This window comes from Paenibacillus dendritiformis (assembly GCF_015845845.1).
In the GTDB taxonomy this organism is placed as follows: Bacteria; Bacillota; Bacilli; order Paenibacillales; family Paenibacillaceae; genus Paenibacillus_B; species Paenibacillus_B dendritiformis_C.
The window spans coordinates 1-20538 of record NZ_LDIG01000200.1 but is presented as its reverse complement, the minus strand read 5'-3'; the positions used below and the strand labels follow the sequence as shown (position 1 = coordinate 20538).

Genomic DNA, 20538 nt, shown 5'->3' with positions numbered 1-20538 from the left:
AAGCATGCCGGAACCAGGGAACCAGGCGGCGCTGCTGGCGGGGAGCCAGGATAAGCCGGACGGCGGGACGGAGAGCGAAGCGGGCGGCATGCGAACGGTGACGGACGAATTCGGCGAGGTGAAGATTCCGGCCCATCCGCAGCGGGTGGCGGGCATCTATGTGGAGGATTGCTGGACAGTCCATTATGGAAGTCGCTACCGGCCGTTCAAAAGGGACAGGTACACAAGGCGGAGCGAATCCATTGGCAGTCCGGCGCGATAACGGCGAACATGAAGAAAATCGACGATTTTTTGCAATGGCTCGTGAAGTAAGCGGAATGCGCTCCGTTCATGGAAAGCTTTTCAGCCTCGCGCTGATTGGCTTTCTTTTTCCATCTCGTCAGATCGGTTCAGGGGGATAAGGAATGAAGGGGAATTCAGCCGAACCATCGGCTCGCCCAGACTGGGTATATGTAATGAAGGACATTCGGTACTGCATGCTTGCCGCGAATGGTCACAAAAAGCAAGAACAAAACGATTCTTATTCGCTGTGGGTCGTCACCAGAGGCAGCGGCAGAATCGACATGGCCGGGACGGGATTCCGTCTCGAACGGGGAAAATGCTACAGCACGCCTCCCGGTTCGGTATCCACCGTCGTGTCCGGGGATGCCGGCTTGTGCTGTTATCAATTGGCCTTCGATGCGCTGCGGGCGGACAGGGCCGGGGCGAACGAACCGCCCGGGGCGGTCGAGCCTTTTCCTTGCCGAGGGGAGGTATTATGCCATCCGTTCTCGCAGTGTATCGAGCAGGTGGAAGCCATTTATCGATGGCGGCATGACAGCGATGCGATGGCTGTTTTCGACAACCATATCCGGTTCCAGCAACTGCTGAGGTTCATCCTGGGGCAAAATCGGGCGGCCGCGGGCGCAACAAGCCAGGCCGATGCCGTGCGCAAATCGATTCTGCATATCGAGCAGCATTATACGGAGCGGTTGACTGTAGAGCAGTTGGCGGAGCAGGCGGCTGTCGCACGCTGGAAATATACCAGCTTATTCAAAAAAATGACGGGTTTCACCCCGCTTGATTATGTGAATAAAATCCGAATCGAACGGGCAAAGCACTTGCTGGTGACGACGAATGATCGGCTGTATGAGATCGGACAGCATGTCGGCTTCAACAATGAATATTATTTCAGCCGCCGCTTCCGGCAGGAGGTCGGGATCTCGCCTGGGCATTATCGGCGCAATCATCGCGAGCAGCCACGCGTCTTCGCTCCGTTCCTCGAAGATTTCGTGGTGGCGCTTGGCATGACGCCCGTCATGCAGGGCACCTGTCCCGGGTGGGGACGGCAGGACTATCTCGGGATCGAGCATGTGCCTGTTTTCGATGTCGCGGAAGGCGCTCTCGGCGCCCTCTCCCGCCGCCAACCCGATATCATACTGCTCGATGAAGGCTTCGGCCGATGGATTCCCGGGGAACGGTTCGGACGATTGGCGCCGGTGCATTCGCTGGATCACCCTGGCGAAGACTGGCGCACGACGCTGCACATCGCCGCCGTCCTGCTGGGGAAGACGGATAAGGTCGACGATATTATCGCGAAGTACGAGAGCAAGGCGGGGGAGGCGAGGAGCCGGCTGCAGCGCACCGTCCGGAACGGAACCGTGGCGTGCCTCAGAATCTCGGCTGCGGGCGTCAGCTTGTACGGGGGGCCGGAGCTGGGGTATACGGGGCCGGTTCTGTACCGCGACCTCGGCTTGAACCCGCATCCACTCGTGCGGCAGTTGGCGAACCGTACACGGAAGGCTGCGCTGACGGCGGAATGGCTTGCGCGGCTCGATGCCGACCATCTGTTCATTACGTTCGACAAGCGTCATTCCGAAGCGCCCGGAGAGGAAAGAGATATATTGGATTCATCTGCATGGCGCAAGCTTCCGGCCGTGCGGAACCAGTGCGTATATGAGGTCGATTTCTGGCCGTGGATGAATTATGGCATCATCGCGCATAACCGCAAAATCGACGACGTGCTGAACGCGCTGGCCTAGCCGGGCCATAGTTTGCGGGAAGGATTCGATTTGCAAGGCCGCCGAAGAAGGGATTTCTTCTCCGGCGGCCTTGCCGCGTTCCCGGAACAGCCGGGCTCGTTCATATTATGAGTTCGTTGACGGCCAGCCGATTCCAGTCTATATTACTAAGAGTAATATTTGGAATTGCTGGATGGAAGCCGGGTGTGGAGGCATGCCTTGCGCTGTTGGAGAGGCTTGAATATGCCTCCCCGATCATCCTTCTCGATGAGGATGGAATCTGCCTCAGCTTATCGTAAGCAATGCAGATCGTTACTATGTGTATCTATTGTATAAGACGGCCTGACAGGCTTATGGGCTACACGAGACGATGGAGTGAAGCGAATGATTGTATGGGTGAACGGGGCGTTCGGCTCCGGCAAGACGACGACAGCCTATGAGCTGCACCGCAGAATTCCGGGCTCTTTTGTCTACGACCCGGAAAATGCAGGTTTTTTCATTCGGAAAAACGTGCCCAATGAAATAAAGCGAAGCGATTTTCAAGATTATCCGATGTGGCGGGAGTGCAATTACTCGATGCTTCGTCATATGAACGCCGAGTATGACGGGGCTATCATCGTGCCGATGACGATTGTAAATGCCGGTTATTTCAACGAGATCGTAGGGAGGCTGCGGGAAGATGGCGCGATCGTGCATCATTTTGCCTTATGTGCGTCGAAGGAAGCGCTGCTGAAGCGCCTGAAAACCCGGGGCGAGGGAGCGCAGTCGTGGGCGGCCCAGCAGATAGACCGATGTATTGACGGTTTGTCGCAGCCGGTGTTCCGGCAGCATCTCGACACCGATTCGATGACGGTGGAAGATGTCGTGATCCGCATCGCGACCGAATGCGGACTGCCGTTATTGCCCGATGAGAGAGGCCCATTCAAGAAATCGTGGGATCGGCTCGCCACCAAAGTGAAGCATATCCGTTTTTTTGGTTAAAGGAGGTTGACCAGCAGCATGAAGCCCATACGCAATTCTGCGAAGGCGGTCATTATCGATGACCGCAACCGGATTCTACTGACTCAAAGCCGGGAGCGCGACGGTTTATTTTATTTATTCCCCGGGGGCGGCCAGGAAATCGGCGAAAAGCTGGAGCAAGCCGTAATTCGCGAATGTATGGAAGAGATCGGCTGCCATGGTGCAAATGAAGATCTATGAGAGCAGGGACGAGGCGGCGAAGCTGCTGCCGATCTCCTTCGATGAGTGGGAGAGCAAGGCAAAAAGCCTGTTGGCCGCAGCTCCGTTCGGCTATGTTCATGGGGCGGCTGGAGCGGGAGACACGAACCGCAGCAATGTCGAGGCCTTCCGGAACTACCGCATCAGACCGAGCTGCAGTTGGCGATATCGGGACGGAGTTCCATCCGGGAGGTCGACGCTTCCCTTGTCATGAAAGTGAAATAAGCAGGAACTTAACCCGATTACACAGCGTGCAGGCGGGAGGAGCGCATGCACTTGCATTTCACCGTGGAAGAAGCATTGATTGTCTTCTTCACCGTATTTTGGGTAGCAGAGAACGTCACGGCGAATATGGCTGGCGAAGCTGTTTCTTGTCCTTTCCGGGAATCTAGTAATCTATCATTCGGTGTGCTGCCTCTGCGGCGGTCCGATAGAGCGATGGAGATGGCGGCGATGGTGCTCCGCCTGTCCGTTGCCAATGCCCATCCTGCAGGCAGATGGGGTATAACGATAGCGTGGCCCGCATCATGCCGTCGGTGCACGTGCCGTTCGGCGTTACGGCGCGAATCCCTGACCCGTATGGACTTGTCCACTGGTAAAGCAAATGGCACGTCGTCGACCGCTGCCGGATTCGGGAAGAGATTCGCAGCTTCCGGGTCGGCCGGACGAGCTGACCGTTTATACCCAGGCGGCTTATGTTCTGCTGTCGTACAGCAGCAGGGTGGGGATTGTGGAGCCCGCCGGTCTGAAGGAGCATATGATCGCTTTGGCTTCGGATTTATTGGAATATTATAAACACTGACCGCCGATGTCAGTGTTTTTGTTCTATAATGCAGATAGTTCCCGACGAGAAAGGGTGGAATATCGATGGTAGGTTCCCAATGCAGAGAAGCGATAGCATCGAATACGGGCCAAGCCTGGGAAGAGTGGATTGACCAGTTGGAGCGGGGAGTGGACCCGGCTTGGTCTCATGAACGTATCGTCCGGCATATTGCGGGCGAATATGACGTATCGCCGGAGTGGAGCGACATGCTCGCCCTGTTATACGGACAGAAGCTGGGCCGCGTCCCTGTCGGCCAGACGGCTTCGGCAGGCGTTCAGATTGGAGTGCGGCGGACGATGCCCGTCTCGAAGGATAAGGCATGGACCTTCCTGCTGTCCCCCGAAGGGCTGCCCTGCTGGCTCGGCACGCTGCCGTCCCTGCCTTTGCAGGTTCGGCTAGAATATGTGACGGAGGAAGGCACCCGCGGCCAGATTCGCTCCGTCATTCCGGAGCAGAAGCTGCGATTGACCTGGCAGCCGCAGGGATGGGAGCATCCGTCCACGCTGCAAGTCTACGTTCTGTCGAAGAGCCCCGGCAAGACGACGATCTCGATTCACCAGGAGAAGCTGGACGACATTTATATGAGGGAATTGATGAGACGCACTGGGAAGCGGCGTTGGATCGTGTACAATCCCGGCTTATCGTATGAGAGCCCGATTATCAGTCCTGCGCATTGCCGGAGTGTGTTATACGCATCCATTGTCTCCCTGCATACGATAAAGGGAGCTATGGATGCGAACATGACAGACGAATCATCACGATGAGCCAGCCTGCGGTACGAGCGATTCCAGGCTGGCTTTGGATCTCGGGGAGGAGCGGAGATAAGACATGGGAGCGATACGCAACGCGGTACGGGCGTTGATCATGGAGGATGACCGGATGTTATTCATCAAGAAGGAGCGGCCGGAGGCGGGCGTCTATTATGTGCTGCCCGGCGGAGCCCATGAGCCGAACGAGACGTTGGAGGAGACGCTGCGGCGCGAATGCGAGGAAGAACTGGGCGCGGCGCTGGCGGATCACCGGCTGCTCTGTGTACGGGAGTATATATCGGGGAACCATGAATATTCTTTCATCATGAAGAAGGTCCATGCGGTCGAGTTCATTTATGTCTGCCGGCTTCCGGACCCGGGGGATGTTCCTGGAGGATTGCATGCCGACGAAGGCCAGATCGGGATCGAATGGCTGCCAGTCCGCGATGTCATTGCAACCGTGGAGCACAGCTACTTCTCGAAGCGGCATCGGAAATATGTATTCCCGCAAGCCCTGCATGATTTTTTGGGCGAGTATTTCGCGGCCAATCCGCTGGAGCCTGTAGCCAGCATGGTGTATGGAGAGCGCGGCTGATAATGGCATAAGAAGAGGCTGTCCCATAGGCAGTATACAAGGCTGCGGGGCAAGACGGCGCAAGAGGGGACAAGACGGGACAAGAGAGAAGATAGAGGCGGGAAGACGGCGGCGGGCAAAGCAGTGGAAGATGGATGACTGGATGAGGCAGTAAATCCTGCATCAAGGCAGGATTTAACGATATTTAAGTCGCTAGTTGATGAAATTCCTGCAAAAGTACATTATTTTCGCTCATTTTTGCATTTAATCCCTAGGCATGGCTGAAATTCATGCAGTTTTGCAGGAATTCCTGTAACGAGATAAATGTCATCAGGGAAAGCTGTATTTGTGCAGGTTTTCGGCCAGGGGAGTATTGAGAAGAAAGGGGGCTGTCTCACTGAGCTACATACTGGCTTATGGGACACCCCTTGCTGTCTCGTTACTTCGCCGGCTCGCCGCACAGAACGCAGATCTCCGATTCGCCGTTCAGCAGCGCTCCGCATTGCGGACAGTTGACGGCGATCGGAGGATCGTCCCGTCTGGCGCGCGAAGCGGGGATAATCTCGGTCGGCTCCAGCGGCACCGCTTGCCCGCAGTGGTTGCAGAATCTGGATTCCATGGTGATGACGGCACCGCAGGCGCATAGTTTCTCGCCCTTGGCCTTGTAAAGCTGCTTCTCCAGGGCGGCAATCTCTCCTTCCAGCCGCTGGATAGCTTGCGAGAGGCTCCCGATATGATCCATCTGCTTCGTCAGCTCCTGCTTGACATACGCTTCGTGCACCCATTCGCCGAGCAGCGCGAACTGCGCTGCTTTTTCTTTCTTTTTTCCCGCGATTTGCGCGCTGATCCTCGTAACTTCCACCGTTTGCTGCGCTTTATCCTTCACTTGATTGAGGCCAAGCTTCATTTTATCCATAAAACTCAACGCCACTACCCCCAGTCGGTTATCATCCTGTTCTTCTCGCCGATCCGTCGGCTCTCCTGAGCGAATGAGGCTATCCCGGAATATCACCGCACGGCATGCAATGAGTCATCCTGCCGCTTCTATAATATACTGCGTAATCGGCTCCGTTGTATAGGCGGAGACGAAGCAGCCTCCGTCCTGCCGAATGGCGGAACGGAGGCTGTCTCTTGGCTTGGCTGACTTGTCAACTCTCGTTATACGGCTGCTTCGTGCGCGGTTTCTGTCTTGTTCTTTCTCGTGAACAGGCGCTTGATCCAGTTCGAGAAATCATCCAAGTACGTATACATGACCGGCACCAGCAGCAGGGTGAAGATGGTCGAGCAGGCGAGGCCGAAGATGACGACGATGGCCAGCGGCGCCTGCATCTCCGCGCCTTCCCCGATACCGAGGGCGAGCGGCAGCAGGCCGAGCACCGTCGTTAAGGTCGTCATGAAAATCGGACGCAGCCGGCTCGGAGCTCCCTGCATAATCGCTTCATGCCGTTCCAGCCCGTATCTGCGCTGGATGTTGATATAATCGACGAGAATAATCGCGTTGTTCACGACGATCCCCGCGAGCATGATGACCCCGATCAAGGCGGTCACGCTGAGGGACGTCCCGGTAATGAACAGACCGAAAAAGACTCCGACGAACATGGTCGGCATTGCGAACATAATAATGAACGGATACAACAGCGATTCGAATTGTACCGCCATAACCGCGTAGACGAGGAAAATGGAGAAAAGAAGCGCAATCGCCAGATCGGCAAAGGCATTCATCATTTCTTCCGTCTCGCCGCCCATCGAGTACGTATACCCTTCCGGGAAGTTCATGTTCTGCAGCGCTTGTAAAATCTCGACCGATACGCTGCCCAAATCCCGTCCGGCCAGATCGGCGGTCACATTGATCTGCCGCTGCTGATTTTCCCGCTGAATCATGACCGGACCCTGCAGCTGCTGGAACTGGGCTACAGCAGACAGCGGCACCAGCTGGCCGGTCTGCGATTGAATCGTCAGCGTATTCAAGGCGGAAATGCTGTTCCGTTCCGATTCCGGCAGGATAACGCGCACGTCGTACTCGCTGCCGCCTTCGCGGTACTGCGTCGCGAGCTGTCCGTTCATCGCTAGCGAGATCTCGTGCATGATCTGCTGATAGGACAGACCGTAAGTGGCGGCCAGACTGCGGTCGATCGAGATGTTCAGCTCCGAATTGCCCTCGGAAGCCGAAGATTTCGCATTATAGACTCCTTCTATATCGGAAATGAGCCAGACGACCTGAGAAGCGACCTCTTCCAGTACGTCCCGATCTTGTCCGTTCAGCCTGATGTTGATCGGCGAGCCTGAACCGAAGCCGGATTCCATGGCCGACACGGTAATTTCTGCTCCGGGGATATCGCTTACCGCTTCTGCCAGCTCCCGCATCATCGCCGTCGTGGTCATGTCACGTTCGGTTGCCCGGATGAGCTGTATCGTGAAGGTGGCAGAATTCGCGCCTCCACTGAATGGGCCCCCTCCGCCAATCGACTCCGAAGCCGTATCAATGATGTTCTCATACGGCTTCAGCAGGGCCGCCACCTTGTCGGCGACTTTTTTCGTCTCCTCCAGGCTCGTGCCGCTTGGCGTCTGCACGCTGATCTGAATCTGCCCCTGGTCGCCTCCCGGCATGAATTCCATGCCGATGAACGGAACGAGGAATAAGCTGCCTACGAGCAGGAGGAACGTTGCGAATACGGTCGTCTTGCGGTGTCCCAACGCCCACTTCAGGATACGCTTGTAGCCGGAGACGAACAGTCCGAAGACACGGAGATACCAGCCCTTCTTCTCGCTTGCTGTGTTCTTCTTCTTAGGCACGACCTTGGAGGACAACGTCGGAATCAGCGTTATCGCCACGACGAGAGAAGCGACGAGCGAGAAGCAGACCGTCAGGGCGAGCGGCCGGAAAATATCCGATGTCAAGCCCTGAACGAACACTATCGGCAGAAAGACGACCAATGTCGTCATCGTCGATGCGATAACGGCAGAAGCCAGCTCGGAGGCGCCCTTGATGGCGGCTTCCTTCATGGACATTCCCTGCTGCCGGTAAGTGAATATGTTCTCCAAGATGACAATGGAGTTGTCGACCATCATGCCGATGCCCAGGGCAAGTCCGCCCATAGAGATGATGTTCAGCGTCTGGCCGGTAAAATACATCAGCGTAAACGTCGAGATAATCGCGATCGGCATCGACAGGGCGATAACGAACGTAGAGCGGATGCTGCGCAAGAACAATAACAGAATGATCACGGCCAGCAGGCCGCCGGTCAGCATGTTGTTCACGACACTGTTGATCGACTGCCGGATAAAGATCGAGGAATCGAATACCTTTTTCAGTTCGACGCCTTGCGGAAGATTCTGTTGAATTCGGCTGACCGCCCGGTCGACGTTATCCGCGACGGAGACGGTATTGGCGTCCGATTGGCGCTGCACCGACAGGATAAGCGCGGGGGAACCGTCCACCAGCGTCAGCGAGCTCTGCTTCTTGAAGGTATCGTTAATATCGGCGATATCGCTGACTTGAATCTGTCCGCCGCCAGGCAAGTGAATCAACGTCCGGCCGATATCTTCGACGGATGTATATTCGCCCTTGACCCGAATTTGCAAATCCTGCACGCCCTTCGGAACCGAGCCGGCAACGGCGGATTTGTTCTCCGCATTAATGGCCTGGACGACCTGCGACGCCCCGATGCCGTAGCGCGCGAGATTCGCCCGGTTCAGCTCGACGAGAATCTCCCGGGTTTTCCCGCCGGCAACGGATACCGACGCGACGCCATTCTCCCGTTCCAGGAACGGAATGATGTTCGTGTCCGCGATCTCCTGCAGCTTCTCCGGGGGAGCGCCTGTCAGACCCAGGGTGATGATGGGCATCTGATTCGGGTCGAAGCGGAGCACGGACGGATCATTGGCATCCTCGGGAAGCATTCCCTTGATCTGATCGACCTTCTCCCTGACGTCGATCAGGGCATTGTCCATGTTGGTACCGGTCTTGAACTGCAGCATGACGAGCGAGGAGTTCGCCTGCGATTGCGAGGACACGGTGTCAATTCCCTGGATCGTGCTTAACGAAGCTTCGATCGGCCTGGATATGAGCTTCTCGATCTCTTCGGGCGCCGCTCCTTGATAGGAGGTCGCGACGACGGCGATCGGAAGGTCGATTTTGGGGAACAGGTCGATCGCGAGGTTGCGAAGACTGACCAGGCCGAGCGCGATAATCGCGAGCACGACCATCATCACGCCGATAGGACGCTTAACGGAGACGTCAATAATTTTCACGTTAGCGCGCCCCCTCGATGATTTTCACTTTATTGCCGTCGGACAAGGTCATTTGTCCCTTGATGACGATTTGATCGTTCGCCTGGAGCTTGCCTTTTACCGCCGTCATTTTGGATTGGGTCTCCAGCACTTCGACCGCTTCTTCGACAGCTCGTCCATTTTTCACGATAAAGACATGCGATTGCCCGTTCTTCTCCACGATCGCTTCCGTAGGAACGAGGAGGGCGTCCTTCAGCACTTCCTGCTCGACGATGAACTTGGCTGTCATGCCGGGCTTGATCTCGCCCTTCGCATTGTCGGCTTGCGTCTCCAGTGTGTAGAACCCGCCTTCATTGGCGACGGGAGACAGAAACGTAATCCGGGCGGTGAACGTTTTGCCCACATCCGGCACTTCGACCTTCGTCTCTTTCCGGTTCTGCAGCAACAACATCTGATTTGCGCTGACATTGGCCGAGAACTTCACCGGATTGGTGGATACAATGGTGAACAGCGGGGAGGTGGAGGTGACGAATTCTCCCGCTTCCGCCGCAACCCGAATGACCTGTCCGCTTATCGGGGCCTTCAAGGTCGCATCGGCCAGCTTGTTGCTGGCCTGCTTGACTCGAAGCTGAGCCTGCTCGATGCTGCGCTTCGCTTGATCCAGCTCAAGATCGGACGCTTGAGCGTTATGCAGTGTCTTGTACTGATCCTGCGCCTGCTCCAGACTGAATTTCTCAAGCTGAAGCTGGACTTCGAGGTCATTCGCATCGATCATGCCGAGCGTGGCTCCTTTATTGACCATGTCGCCCTTTTTGACATTCAAGCGGACGAGCTCGCCGTTCAGCTTCGGAATGATATCCACGGTTCTGCCCGGATTGGCCGTGCCGATGATTTCATTTTTTTGGTTGAGAGAGCCTTTCTCTACTGCGGCGACCTGAACAGGGGTCTCCTTCTCCTGCTGCGCTCCTTGCGCGGATTCTTCAGCCGGAGGACTGCTGCATCCTGCCAGCGCGGTTCCGAGGATTGCTGCGACGAGGCAGCCTGCTAGCCATCGGTTTCTCACGTTTTCTCCCACTCCTTATACTGACTTTGACTACCTAACAATACGTGTGGAGTTCATCACAGTTTCATAAAGATAATATGAAAATGAACCACGGGTCACTTTGCTTATTATACGATTTCTTGCATCTCTTTGCATCAGGCTTGTGAGATAATGACGAGGGGTTCAGCTAGAATGGCAAAAGGAAGGACTTCGTGTGATGCAAAAGTGGTTCGAAGAAGCGAAGCTCGGAATCTTTATCCATTATGGCATTTATGCCGTCAACGGGATTGCGGAATCGTGGTCTTTCTATAATGGAAGAATCTCGTATGAAGATTATATGAAGCAGTTGGACGGCTTCACCGCCAGCCGGTTCGATGCCGGCCAATGGGCCGAGCTGATCGAGAAATCCGGCGCCAGGTATGCCGTGCTCACGACGAAGCACCATGACGGGGTGGCGCTCTGGGACACGGAGTTCAGCGATCTGAATGTCGTCGACAAGACTCCGGCGAAGCGGGATATTGTCAAGGTGTATGCGGAAGCGATAACGAAGCGGGGCATCAAGCTCGGGCTCTACTATTCCCTGATCGACTGGTCTCACCCGGACTACCCGTCTGTCTATGAGGGCGGCCGTGTTCCGGACGATCCGGGCGCGATGAACCCGTTCTCCTATCCGACGGACGGCGTTCAGGATGAAGGGAGATGGCAGCGGTTCCTCGAATTCAATAACAATCAATTGCGGGAACTGCTGACGAAGTATGGCAAGGTGGATCTGCTGTGGTTCGACGGGGATTGGGAACGAAGCGCCGAGCAGTGGAATCTGCCCGCGTTCAAGACATATTTGAAATCGTTCAACCCGGAATTGATCATCAACTCGCGGCTTCAAGGGCATGGCGACTACAAGACGCCGGAGCAGGGACTTCCGATTACGCGGCCGGAAGGGCCGTGGGAATTCTGCACGACGATGAATCGTTCCTGGGGCTATGTGCCGACGGACAATCATTATAAATCTTTGAACCAGATTATCCGCATGTTCTGCGACTGCATTACGATGGGCGGCAATATGCTGCTTGATATCGGGCCGAGAGAAGACGGCACGATAGACAAGCGACAGGAGGACATTTTGCTCGGTTTGGGCGCGTGGATCCGCACCCATGAGGAAGCGGTGTACGGCACCGGCGAAGGTATCCATACCCGCTATTATCTGGGCGGCAGCACCGTATCGAAGGATCGGAAGACTTTGTATCTGTTCGTGTACGATAATCCGAAGGAGAGCGTATGCCTGAAGGGTTTATCGAACAAAATCAATAAAATAACCGTGCTTCATTCCGGAAAGGAGCTCACTCACGAGATTCACGGGGGCGTGCCGTGGTTCAACATACCGGGAACGGCCTGGATACATATGAGTCCGGAGGACACTCACGAGAACGTCACCGTGCTGAAGCTGGAGCTTGACGGAGAGCTTGATATGTACGGAGGTTCCGGGGCGGTCGTCACGCACAACTAAGCAGCGCCGGCCGGGCGCCCGCGCTGCGCTCGCTGCGTTGTCTCCGCTGGCAGGCACCGACATTGATGGATGCCGCGAAAATCGATAAAATAAGGGATGAATGAATCCACAGGAGGAGCAGGGTGCGAGGGAGCGCATGTCTTCGGAGATCGGGCATGCCGCGAACTCTCCATTCGGCTCCTCTTTTGAAGTCATGAACAAGATGGAGGCTATACATACGTTGGAACGGTACCCCTTTGATTATGATCCCGCCCGCCCTTATATTCCGCAGGTCAGCGACTGGGTGGCGGACGTTTTTTATGACATCCTGCCGGAGGCAGGATTTGAAGTGAGGGATGAGCAAATATATATGGCCTTCCAGTTGGAGCGCGCCTATGCCGAGAAGCGGGCTATCTTTGCCGAGGCCGGAGTAGGGACGGGCAAGACGATGGCTTATTTGCTGTATGCGATCTGCTATGCCCGTTATATGCGGAAGCCTGCGGTTATCGCGTGCGCGGATGAGTCGCTCATCGAGCAACTGGTGAAGCCGGAAGGCGATATCGCGAAGCTTTCGACGCATCTGAAGCTGGACATCGATGCCAGACTCGGCAAATCGCCGGATCAATACCTCTGCCTGGTGAAGCTGGATCAGGCCCGCTCGCAGTGGACGGACGAGGACGCGCCGCTCTATGATGCCATCTATGAAGGGCTGCCAAGCTTCGTCCGCCGCCCGGAATCCCGGCAAGCGTTCCATGCGTACGGGGGCCGGACCGAGTATCCCGAGCTGAACGATGCCCGGTGGCAGCGGATCAACTGGGATACGTTCCAGGATTGCTTCGTGTGCGAGAAGCGGCACCGCTGCGGGCAGACGCTGTCCCGGGATGATTATCGCAAGGCTGCCGATTTGATTATTTGCTCGCATGATTATTACATGGAGCATCTGTGGACGGCGGAGAGCCGGAAGCGGGAAGGGCAATTGCCGCTGCTGCCGGACCATTGCGCGGTCGTCTTCGATGAAGGCCATCTGCTGGAGTCGGCGGCGCTGAAGGCAGTCAGCTACAAGCTCAAGCATGACGTATTCGAGGAGCTGCTGCTGCGCTTGTTGAACGGCGAGGTGCGGGAGGACCTTGCGCAGCTTATCGATCGGGCGATTGATCAGAGCGGGTATTTGTTCCGTGCGCTGGCCGACCGCAGTCAGGCTATCGCCGGCTCCGACCGCAGCCGGGTGATGCTGGACGAACCGCTGCTGCAGGAGCTGCGCCGCTTCCGGCGGATTATCGATGACATCGAGGAAGCGCTCGTCTATGAGAGCGAGCTGTACACATTGAACGCCTATGAGCTGCGCATCGTCGAAGAGCATCTCGATATGATTCAGAAGGCGCTCGTTCTGTTCGAACGGGCGGACAAGCCGATATGCTGGACGACCGGGCGCGGAGACGGTCTGGTCTTCTCCATTATGCCGAAAACGATCAAGGAGATATTAGGGGAGCGGCTCTTCACGGCACGGATGCCGATCGTCTTTTCTTCAGCGACGCTGTCGGTGGATGGTTCCTTCAAGTACGTCGCGGACAGTCTCGAGATGGGGGACTATTTGTCGTTCTCCGTGCCGTCTCCCTATGATTATGCGAATGTCATGGAGGCGGCGGCGCCGCTTCCTTGTGGTCAGGACAGCTTCGCGGCAAGGACCGGGATGGCGATCTCCATTCTGGAGCAGACCCCTGGCGGCTCGCTGATGCTGTTCCGCACGCGGGAGGAGCTGCAGCGCTTCAAGCAGGAGATAGAGGCATCCGGCTATCCCGATGAATCCGGCATGCGCTTCCTGTATGAAGGCGATCAGGAGATTAGCCGCCTTATCTCCGCCTTCCAGGCGGACACGGACAGCGTGCTCTGCGCCGTCAGCCTGTGGGAGGGTCTCGACGTGCCGGGAGAGGCGCTGACCAAGGTCATCATCTGGTCGCTGCCTTATCCGCCGGATGATCCCGTATTCCTGGCGAAGCGCGAGGCCGCGGCGGAACCTTTCTCCGAGATCGACCTGCCTTATATGCTGCTTCGTCTGCGCCAAGGCATCGGACGGCTGATCCGCACGTCGTCAGACTATGGACGGGTCGTTATTCTGGATGGAGACGTCTATCGAACCGAGGCGATCCGGGCTCAGATCCAAGCGGCATTCCCGGCGGGGGTCGAATTGAAGGAGAAGCTCTAGCCTGCGAGAGCATACGAAGGAATGGAAGGCTCTTTTCCCTGCAATGGGGAGAAGAGCTTTTTGGATTATCCCCGAATATACAAGCATCTCATACATAGAATAGATCGAATGATGAAACTTGTCTTGCGGGGGAGCCAATGAAAAATAGAGTGAGCTTGATATTAAAAATTGCCGCTACCTATATCGGAACCGTAGTCGGGGCCGGATTTGCTTCTGGTCAATCGATTATGCAGTTTTTCACGGCGTATGGGGCATTCGGAGGAATAAGCATTGCCGTAACCACATTCCTGTTTATATGGCTCGGCACGAAAATGATGATTTTATCCCGGAGGATCCAGGCATTTTCCTATCAGGAATTTAACAACTTCCTGTTCGGCAATCTGTTCGGCAAAGTCGCGAACGCACTGACTTTCCTTATCTTATTTGGCGTTACCGCCGTGATGCTTTCCGGCACGGGTTCCCTTTTCGAGGAGCAGCTTGGGCTTCCTTACCAGATTGGCATTGTTGCCAGTGTTGCGCTGAGTTATCTGGTCATGAGCAAGGAACTGAACGGGATTTTAGCCGTAAACTCTCTGGTTGTGCCCATGATGCTTGTATTTATATTGCTCATTGCCTTTCGGGCTATCGAGATGGACGGAATATGGAGGGTGACCGGATCGCACACACAGCTATGGGACAACCTGAAATGGATGCTGAGTCCGTTTATGTACGCCGCATTGAATCTTGCTTTTGCTCAAGCCGTTATGGTTCCGCTGGGACGAGAGGTAGAGGATGAAAGCGCAATAAAGTGGGGCGGTTTCCTGGGGGGAGTCGGACTCGGGATTATGCTGTTAGTCAGCCATTTTGCGCTCAACTCCAGAATGCCGGAAATACTGCAGTTCCAACTTCCGATGGCCGAGATTATTCGAAGCTTGGGCCCATTCGTTCATGTGCTGTTCTTATTGGTGATATATGGGGAAATTTTTACGACATTGATAGGCAATGTATTCGGGGTCACCAGACAGATTCAAAGTCTATATAAGCTTCCGAAAAGCGCTATCGTATTGGCTGTACTTCTGGCTTGCTTTATCATCAGCCAAGCAGGCTTTACGTCCCTGCTCACGTATCTTTATCCGCTTTTCGGATATTTGGGGATCATTCTTCTCATTTTCTTGGCCGCAAAGCGAATACCAGAATAGCAGCTGCAAAGCAACCCGTAAAGCAACTTTCGTTGGTGCCGGGGACGCAGGACGATGTTACACAAAAGGCTGGTAACAGCTTAAGCATGTTCTACATGTTTTGAAAAAAAAGGGAACCGTCATTTGCCGACGGTTCTTTCTATTTGAGGGACTATTTCACCTTTTCACAAAAATTTGAATTTTTTGCCCTTGAAGTATTGAAATTATTGGTATAATATACATGGGAATGAACGTTCATTCCGCAAGAAAGGTGAGAGTTGTGGCGACGAATAAACGAGAAGACATTTTACAGGCAGCATTGCATTTGTTTACGGAGCGCGGCTTCGATGCGACAACCGTGCCGATGATAGCCGAGAGCGCCAACGTAGGAGCCGGTACCATTTACCGGTATTTCGAAAACAAAGAGGTCCTTCTGAATTCGCTGTTTCAGGAATGCGCGGAGCGATTTTTCCACACGGTGACCCATGGCTTCCCCGAATCCGGAACAGTGCGGCAGCAATTTCATCACATTTTTATGCAAACGATCCATTTTGCCAAAGGAAACAGAGAAGCGTTTTCGTTCATTGATTCACACCTGAATCCTCGATTACTGGACGAGAAAAGCCTGAAATCATTTGAAGCGGGCATGGATTTTATTCGTGACTTCTTAGTCCAAGGGCAGGAGCAAGGAATCATCTCCCCATTGCCGCCGAATGCCTTGATCTCTATTTTTTACGGCGCTCTCGTCAAACTGTTCGAAACGATCCGAGCGGAGGTATTGGAGGAAACGGACGAGCTTCTTGCCGGCGTGGAGGAATGTTGTTGGAATGCGATACGGGTCCATTGACCCGGTCGCTTTTCATACCGCATTGCGGAATGAACATTCATTCCGTTAGCGATTACCAATGAGGAGGCGTAGTAGCATGACGATTGCGATTCCACAGCCCCGAACGTACGGGCCGCTAGGCAACCTGCCCCAGCTTGACACGGATATGCCGATTCAGTCGTTCATGAAGCTGGCGGAAGAGTATGGTGAATTTTTTCGCGTAAAGCTGCCGTTTGGACATTTGCACATTGTGTCAGGCTATGAATTGGTGAAGGAGCTTACCGATCCGTCCCGTTTTGACAAAATCGTCGAAAAAACCGTACTGGAAAAGGTGCGCGCCATCTTGGGGGACGGGTTGTTCACTTCGGAAACCGAAGAGCCGAACTGGCGGAAGGCTCACAATATTTTGCTCCCGAGCTTCAGCCGGACGGCGATGCGCGGCTATTTCGACAAGATGCTGGAGATTGCGATCCAACTCGTTCAGAAGTGGTCGCGCCTCAATCCGGATGAAAGCGTGGACGTGCCGGAAGATATGACGCGGCTGGCGCTGGGTACAATCGGACTATGCGGCTTCAATTACCGGTTTAACAGCTTTTACCGCGAGCAATCGCATCCGTTCGTCGCCTGCATGGTGCGGGCGCTCAGTGAAACGATGAGCCAAGCGCAGCGTCTCGGCATTCAGGATATGCTGATGGTGAAGTCGAGACGCCAGCTCCAGCAGGATCTCGAATTCATGTTTTCCTTGGTCGATAAAATTATTGCCGAACGGAAGGCCCACGGTCAGCAGGAAGAGGATGACTTGCTGGCCCATATGCTGAAAGGCCAAGATCCGGAGACGGGAGAGGCGCTGGATGACACGAATATTCGGCATCAGATTATTACGTTCCTGATCGCCGGCCATGAGACGACGAGCGGTTTATTGTCCTTTGCGCTGTACTATCTGTTAAACAACCCCGAGAAGCTGCAAAAGGGTTACGATGAGGTAGATCGGGTGTTAACCGATCCGGTTCCTACTTACGCCCAGGTGAGGAACTTAAAATACGTCCGCATGATTCTCGATGAAGCGCTCCGTCTGTGGCCGACGGCTCCGGGATTTTCTTTGCAGGCGAAGCAGGATACGGTGCTGGCGGGAAAATACGCGGTGAACCAAGGGGACCGGATGGTTGTCCTGATTCCCCAATTGCATCGGGACGTGTCCGCATGGGGGGAGGATGCGGAGGTGTTCCGTCCGGAACGGTTCGAGGACCCGAGCCGGGTGCCGCATGATGCATACAAGCCGTTCGGTATCGGGCAGCGGGCCTGCATCGGCCAGCAATTCGCCCTGCAAGAGGCCACGCTGGTGCTGGGACTGCTGCTCAAGCATTTCGAATTCATCGATCATACCCGTTACCAGTTGAAGGTGAAGGAGACGCTGACGATAAAGCCCGATGGCTTCAAGATAAAAATCCGCCCCCGCGGCAGACAAACCGGCTTTATTTTTGCAGGCGGCGGAAGCGGGGCGCCAGCGCCGAAAAAACATGCCGCCGAACGGGAAGCATTGGATCCGGCGCAGCGCCATGATACCCCGCTGCTCGTGCTGTACGGCTCCGATCTGGGCACGGCCGAGGGGATAGCCCGGGAGCTGGCCGATACGGCGCGTTACCAGGGCTTCCAGAGCCAGGTGGCGCCGCTGAATGACTATGCCGGGAAGCTGCCGACGGAGGGAGTGATCTATATCGTAACGTCGTCCTATAACGGCATGCCGCCCCATAATGCGCGCGGCTTCGTGCAGTGGCTTCGTCAAGCCCGCCCTGGCGAATTGGAAGGGATTCGCTATTGCGTCTTCGGCTGCGGCGACCGCAACTGGGCCAGCACGTATCAGAGCGTTCCGGCATGGATTGACGAACAGATGGCGGCGAAAGGGGCGAAGCGGCTTTTACCGCTGGGCGGCGGCGATGTTAGCGGCGATTTCGAGACCGCGGCGTCGCCTCCAATTATCTTGCCGGCCTCCAGGCGGGAGAGTCCGTCATGATGTTCGTCCGCACGCCGGAGTCGGGCTTCCGGCTTCCGGCAGATCCGGGAACTCCGATGATTATGGTCGGACCCGGGGTTGGGGTCGCGCCGTTCCGCGGATTCCTTCAGGCTCGCCGGGCGCTCAAGCGGGAAGGGGCCGAGCTTGGCGCGGCGCATCTCTATTTCGGCTGCCGCGACGAAGCGGATCATATATACCGAGAGGAGCTGGAGCGGTTCCAGCAAGAGGGACTTGTTACGGTGCACACCGCATTTTCGCGAATTCCGGGCCAGCCGAAAACGTATGTCCAGCATCTGATGCAGCAGCGGGGCATGGAAATTATCGGCATGCTGGATCGGGGAGGCCAGTTCTATGTGTGCGGCGACGGAAGCAGGATGGCCCCGGATGTAGAGGCCGCCTTGCGCCAATGCTATCAGACGGTTCACGGCGTTGGCGAAGCGGAGGCGAAAGCATGGCTTGATCGCCTCGAGGCCGAAGGGCGCTGCGTCAAGGACGTGTGGGCCGCCGGAAAGGCTTGATTGCCGGGCTCAATGTGATTGGAGCAAAAATGGACAGAAACAAAGTGAGATAGTTCGCAAAAAAGCAGCCTTAGTCCGATGCGCAAGCGGATTAAGGCTCTTTGCTTATGGTTCAGGCGATGAAAACGTGAGTGCCGCTCTGTTTCTTCAAATTTTCTGCGAGCCATCATATAATTATTGAATCATGAAAGGGTAGAAATAGGCAGAAGAGGATTGCTATGCGATGCGGATTCCACGGTAAGGATGGGGGGGAGCTTTCCCGAAGCGAGAGGGAACATCGAGAGATATAGCATGTAGAGATGACAGGATATTAAATGTGGGATCGTATCCTGAATGGCAATGAGAGACATGCAGAAATGGGGAAATCGTTGATGGATATAAAAGCGAAGCAAATTTTAATGAAAACCTTCTGGAGCAGCCAAGGCTGGAAAGAGCGTCCTTCTACTTATTCCGGAGCGGATTTTGAATATGCGAAAAGCAAAGGGCTGATGTTCGATCTGGTGACGATTCGCCATGATGAGGGGGTGCGGAGGCTCGTCGATATCCTTAGCCGGATTGCCAAGGAGCAGGTAGCGGCCGCTTTTTTGCATAGTCTATCTACGAGAAAGGTGCATCTGCGCAGCGCGCTCTCCAGCTGGAGCTTGTCCCGGCACTTGGCGGCGCATGCGTTTGAAAGCAACGTTGGGAAATATACCGATCCGGAGAACGGCAGAAACTATGCGATGTATGGGGATTGCCATATTTGCGACCGCTGCCATATCGCCATCCGAGAGCTCTATCCAAACGAGGATCTGAATGTGCTGAACTTCGAGCGAATCAAATGGGGCGGCATTCGCTTGAATTACCTGCCCTATATGCTGCTTGATCTGGAGCTGCTGAGCAGGGAAGAGGGGATCGCCGTACAGGAAGAGGATGCGGCGATATTGCGTCAGGTGCTCGATACCATCTCCAACTGCGAGCCAACCGATGCGGCGCGTCAGTTAGAGAAGCGGCTCCACGGTGTTTTTCCTTCCAGCAAGCAGGAGCGGGATGTTTTTATGGAAATTCTCGCCACGGCGGGGATTCTCGCACCGAGCCAAAACAGGCCCGGCCGCGGCGGGAAAAACGACTTTTTTGCCGTCGTCAACTGGCGCGGGGAGGATGGATATTGCGAGGAAAAGGTGCAGGACATGTTTGGCGCTTGGTTGTAGAAATCAGCATGTTCTCTTTAACCCGTTCATGTGGTGAAACTCTTGAGGGAGTAAAACTGATGGGAACCATGACTTGATGGTAACCTTGATGATGAGCCACAACTTGATGGTGGACCATAGCCTGATGGTCAACCATAACTTGATAGTGGACCACAACTTGTTGGTGAGCCATAACTTGATAGTGGATCACAACTTGTTGGTCAACCATAACTTGATGGCGGACCAAAGCTGCAAAAGTACAGGATTTTTGCACTAGCGTTGCATCGAGCGGTTAGTTCATAATCTAATTTCAATTAACATCTATATATGATATATATTTACATCTGCAATGTCCGCGCTAAGTCTAAAAAAGTCGAGCTGGAAATAGACCCTGCGCGTTATCCATTATATGTAAAAGTATTTTTCGTTTGTCATTACCTCACAATCAGTTTCGGTTTCATCGACTTCGTTGCCTTTTTCGGACGTCTCCCATTTCGCTTTGGTCGTCCCCTAGATGTTCGGGTCGGCTTGCGGT

15 protein-coding genes and 2 pseudogenes are annotated in these 20538 nt (G+C 55.1%); 14 read left to right on the top strand and 3 right to left on the bottom strand.

Annotation, left to right across the window (positions count from 1 at the left end):
- The first annotated feature begins 4 nt into the window (after positions 1-4).
- From ABD76_RS31030 to ABD76_RS20260, 8 genes and pseudogenes are all read left to right on the top strand, one after another.
- Entirely contained in the window at positions 5-262 is a 258-nt protein-coding gene (locus tag ABD76_RS31030; RefSeq protein WP_197258955.1) for a hypothetical protein, read from the top strand.
- Between the two features lie 142 nt (positions 263-404).
- Positions 405-2021: a helix-turn-helix domain-containing protein gene (locus ABD76_RS20290; protein WP_197258954.1), complete on the top strand. Its 1617-nt coding sequence runs from the start codon at positions 405-407 to the stop codon at positions 2019-2021.
- 363 nt (positions 2022-2384) lie between these two features.
- Positions 2385-2981 (top strand): AAA family ATPase, encoded by a 597-nt coding sequence (locus ABD76_RS20285; protein WP_197258953.1) that lies wholly within the window; start codon positions 2385-2387, stop codon positions 2979-2981.
- Between the two features lie 18 nt (positions 2982-2999).
- Positions 3000-3179: pseudogene (locus ABD76_RS20280) on the top strand (NUDIX domain-containing protein); the annotation flags it as partial.
- Complete coding sequence (locus tag ABD76_RS20275; protein WP_242069677.1) at positions 3178-3432, top strand: hypothetical protein; 255 nt, start codon at positions 3178-3180, stop codon at positions 3430-3432. The pseudogene ABD76_RS20280 and the gene ABD76_RS20275, both read left to right, overlap by 2 nt.
- A 390-nt stretch (positions 3433-3822) precedes the next feature.
- On the top strand, positions 3823-4020 hold the full coding sequence (locus ABD76_RS20270; protein WP_197258952.1) for a hypothetical protein: 198 nt from the start codon (positions 3823-3825) through the stop codon (positions 4018-4020).
- Positions 4021-4085: 65 nt separating this feature from the next.
- The gene (locus tag ABD76_RS20265) at positions 4086-4805 is read left to right on the top strand and encodes an SRPBCC family protein (protein ID WP_197258951.1); all 720 of its coding nucleotides are present in this window, start codon (positions 4086-4088) and stop codon (positions 4803-4805) included.
- A gap of 64 nt (positions 4806-4869) precedes the next feature.
- Positions 4870-5385 carry an NUDIX domain-containing protein gene (locus ABD76_RS20260; protein WP_197258950.1) on the top strand — a complete coding sequence of 172 codons (516 nt, stop codon included), beginning with the start codon at positions 4870-4872 and terminating at the stop codon, positions 5383-5385.
- Positions 5386-5803: 418 nt separating this feature from the next.
- On the opposite strand, the gene ABD76_RS20255 is transcribed toward ABD76_RS20260, so the two are convergent.
- The 3 genes from ABD76_RS20255 to ABD76_RS20245 all read right to left on the bottom strand — a co-directional run bounded on the left by ABD76_RS20255 (position 5804) and on the right by ABD76_RS20245 (position 10657).
- Complete coding sequence (locus ABD76_RS20255; protein WP_197258965.1) at positions 5804-6280, bottom strand: zinc ribbon domain-containing protein; 477 nt, start codon at positions 6278-6280, stop codon at positions 5804-5806.
- A 242-nt stretch (positions 6281-6522) separates the two neighbouring features.
- Positions 6523-9615, bottom strand: coding sequence for an efflux RND transporter permease subunit (locus ABD76_RS20250; protein ID WP_197258949.1), 3093 nt, complete (start codon positions 9613-9615; stop codon positions 6523-6525).
- Position 9616: 1 nt separating this feature from the next.
- The gene (locus tag ABD76_RS20245; RefSeq protein WP_197258948.1) at positions 9617-10657 is read right to left on the bottom strand and encodes an efflux RND transporter periplasmic adaptor subunit; all 1041 of its coding nucleotides are present in this window, start codon (positions 10655-10657) and stop codon (positions 9617-9619) included.
- Between the two features lie 196 nt (positions 10658-10853).
- On the opposite strand from ABD76_RS20245, the gene ABD76_RS20240 reads away from it, so the two are divergent.
- The 6 genes and pseudogenes from ABD76_RS20240 to ABD76_RS20215 all read left to right on the top strand — a co-directional run bounded on the left by ABD76_RS20240 (position 10854) and on the right by ABD76_RS20215 (position 20024).
- Positions 10854-12140 carry an alpha-L-fucosidase gene (locus tag ABD76_RS20240; RefSeq protein ID WP_206765742.1) on the top strand — a complete coding sequence of 429 codons (1287 nt, stop codon included), beginning with the start codon at positions 10854-10856 and terminating at the stop codon, positions 12138-12140.
- Positions 12141-12360: 220 nt separating this feature from the next.
- A complete protein-coding gene (locus ABD76_RS20235; RefSeq protein WP_197258964.1) occupies positions 12361-14322 on the top strand; it encodes an ATP-dependent DNA helicase in 1962 nt (653 codons plus the stop codon).
- A gap of 137 nt (positions 14323-14459) precedes the next feature.
- Positions 14460-15500 carry a YkvI family membrane protein gene (locus tag ABD76_RS20230; protein WP_197258946.1) on the top strand — a complete coding sequence of 347 codons (1041 nt, stop codon included), beginning with the start codon at positions 14460-14462 and terminating at the stop codon, positions 15498-15500.
- A 259-nt stretch (positions 15501-15759) separates the two neighbouring features.
- Entirely contained in the window at positions 15760-16326 is a 567-nt protein-coding gene (locus ABD76_RS20225) for a TetR family transcriptional regulator (RefSeq protein WP_197258945.1), read from the top strand.
- 76 nt (positions 16327-16402) lie between these two features.
- A pseudogene (locus ABD76_RS20220) lies at positions 16403-18834 on the top strand (cytochrome P450).
- A gap of 371 nt (positions 18835-19205) precedes the next feature.
- Positions 19206-20024: a hypothetical protein gene (locus ABD76_RS20215; RefSeq protein ID WP_197258944.1), complete on the top strand. Its 819-nt coding sequence runs from the start codon at positions 19206-19208 to the stop codon at positions 20022-20024.
- The last annotated feature ends 514 nt before the right edge of the window (positions 20025-20538 follow it).

Excerpts from the sequence above, each read along its gene's own strand:
- ABD76_RS20215 (WP_197258944.1), top strand. The coding sequence starts at position 19,206 with ATGGATATAAAAGCGAAGCAAATTTTAATGAAAACCTTCTGGAGCAGC.
- ABD76_RS20260 (WP_197258950.1), top strand. The coding sequence starts at position 4,870 with ATGGGAGCGATACGCAACGCGGTACGGGCGTTGATCATGGAGGATGAC.
- ABD76_RS20255 (WP_197258965.1), bottom strand. The coding sequence starts at position 6,280 with ATGGATAAAATGAAGCTTGGCCTCAATCAAGTGAAGGATAAAGCGCAG.
- ABD76_RS20265 (WP_197258951.1), top strand. The coding sequence starts at position 4,086 with ATGGTAGGTTCCCAATGCAGAGAAGCGATAGCATCGAATACGGGCCAA.
- ABD76_RS20230 (WP_197258946.1), top strand. The coding sequence starts at position 14,460 with ATGAAAAATAGAGTGAGCTTGATATTAAAAATTGCCGCTACCTATATC.
- ABD76_RS20275 (WP_242069677.1), top strand. The coding sequence starts at position 3,178 with ATGGTGCAAATGAAGATCTATGAGAGCAGGGACGAGGCGGCGAAGCTG.
- ABD76_RS20240 (WP_206765742.1), top strand. The coding sequence starts at position 10,854 with ATGCAAAAGTGGTTCGAAGAAGCGAAGCTCGGAATCTTTATCCATTAT.
- ABD76_RS31030 (WP_197258955.1), top strand. The coding sequence starts at position 5 with ATGCCGGAACCAGGGAACCAGGCGGCGCTGCTGGCGGGGAGCCAGGAT.
- ABD76_RS20285 (WP_197258953.1), top strand. The coding sequence starts at position 2,385 with ATGATTGTATGGGTGAACGGGGCGTTCGGCTCCGGCAAGACGACGACA.
- ABD76_RS20290 (WP_197258954.1), top strand. The coding sequence starts at position 405 with ATGAAGGGGAATTCAGCCGAACCATCGGCTCGCCCAGACTGGGTATAT.
- ABD76_RS20270 (WP_197258952.1), top strand. The coding sequence starts at position 3,823 with ATGGCACGTCGTCGACCGCTGCCGGATTCGGGAAGAGATTCGCAGCTT.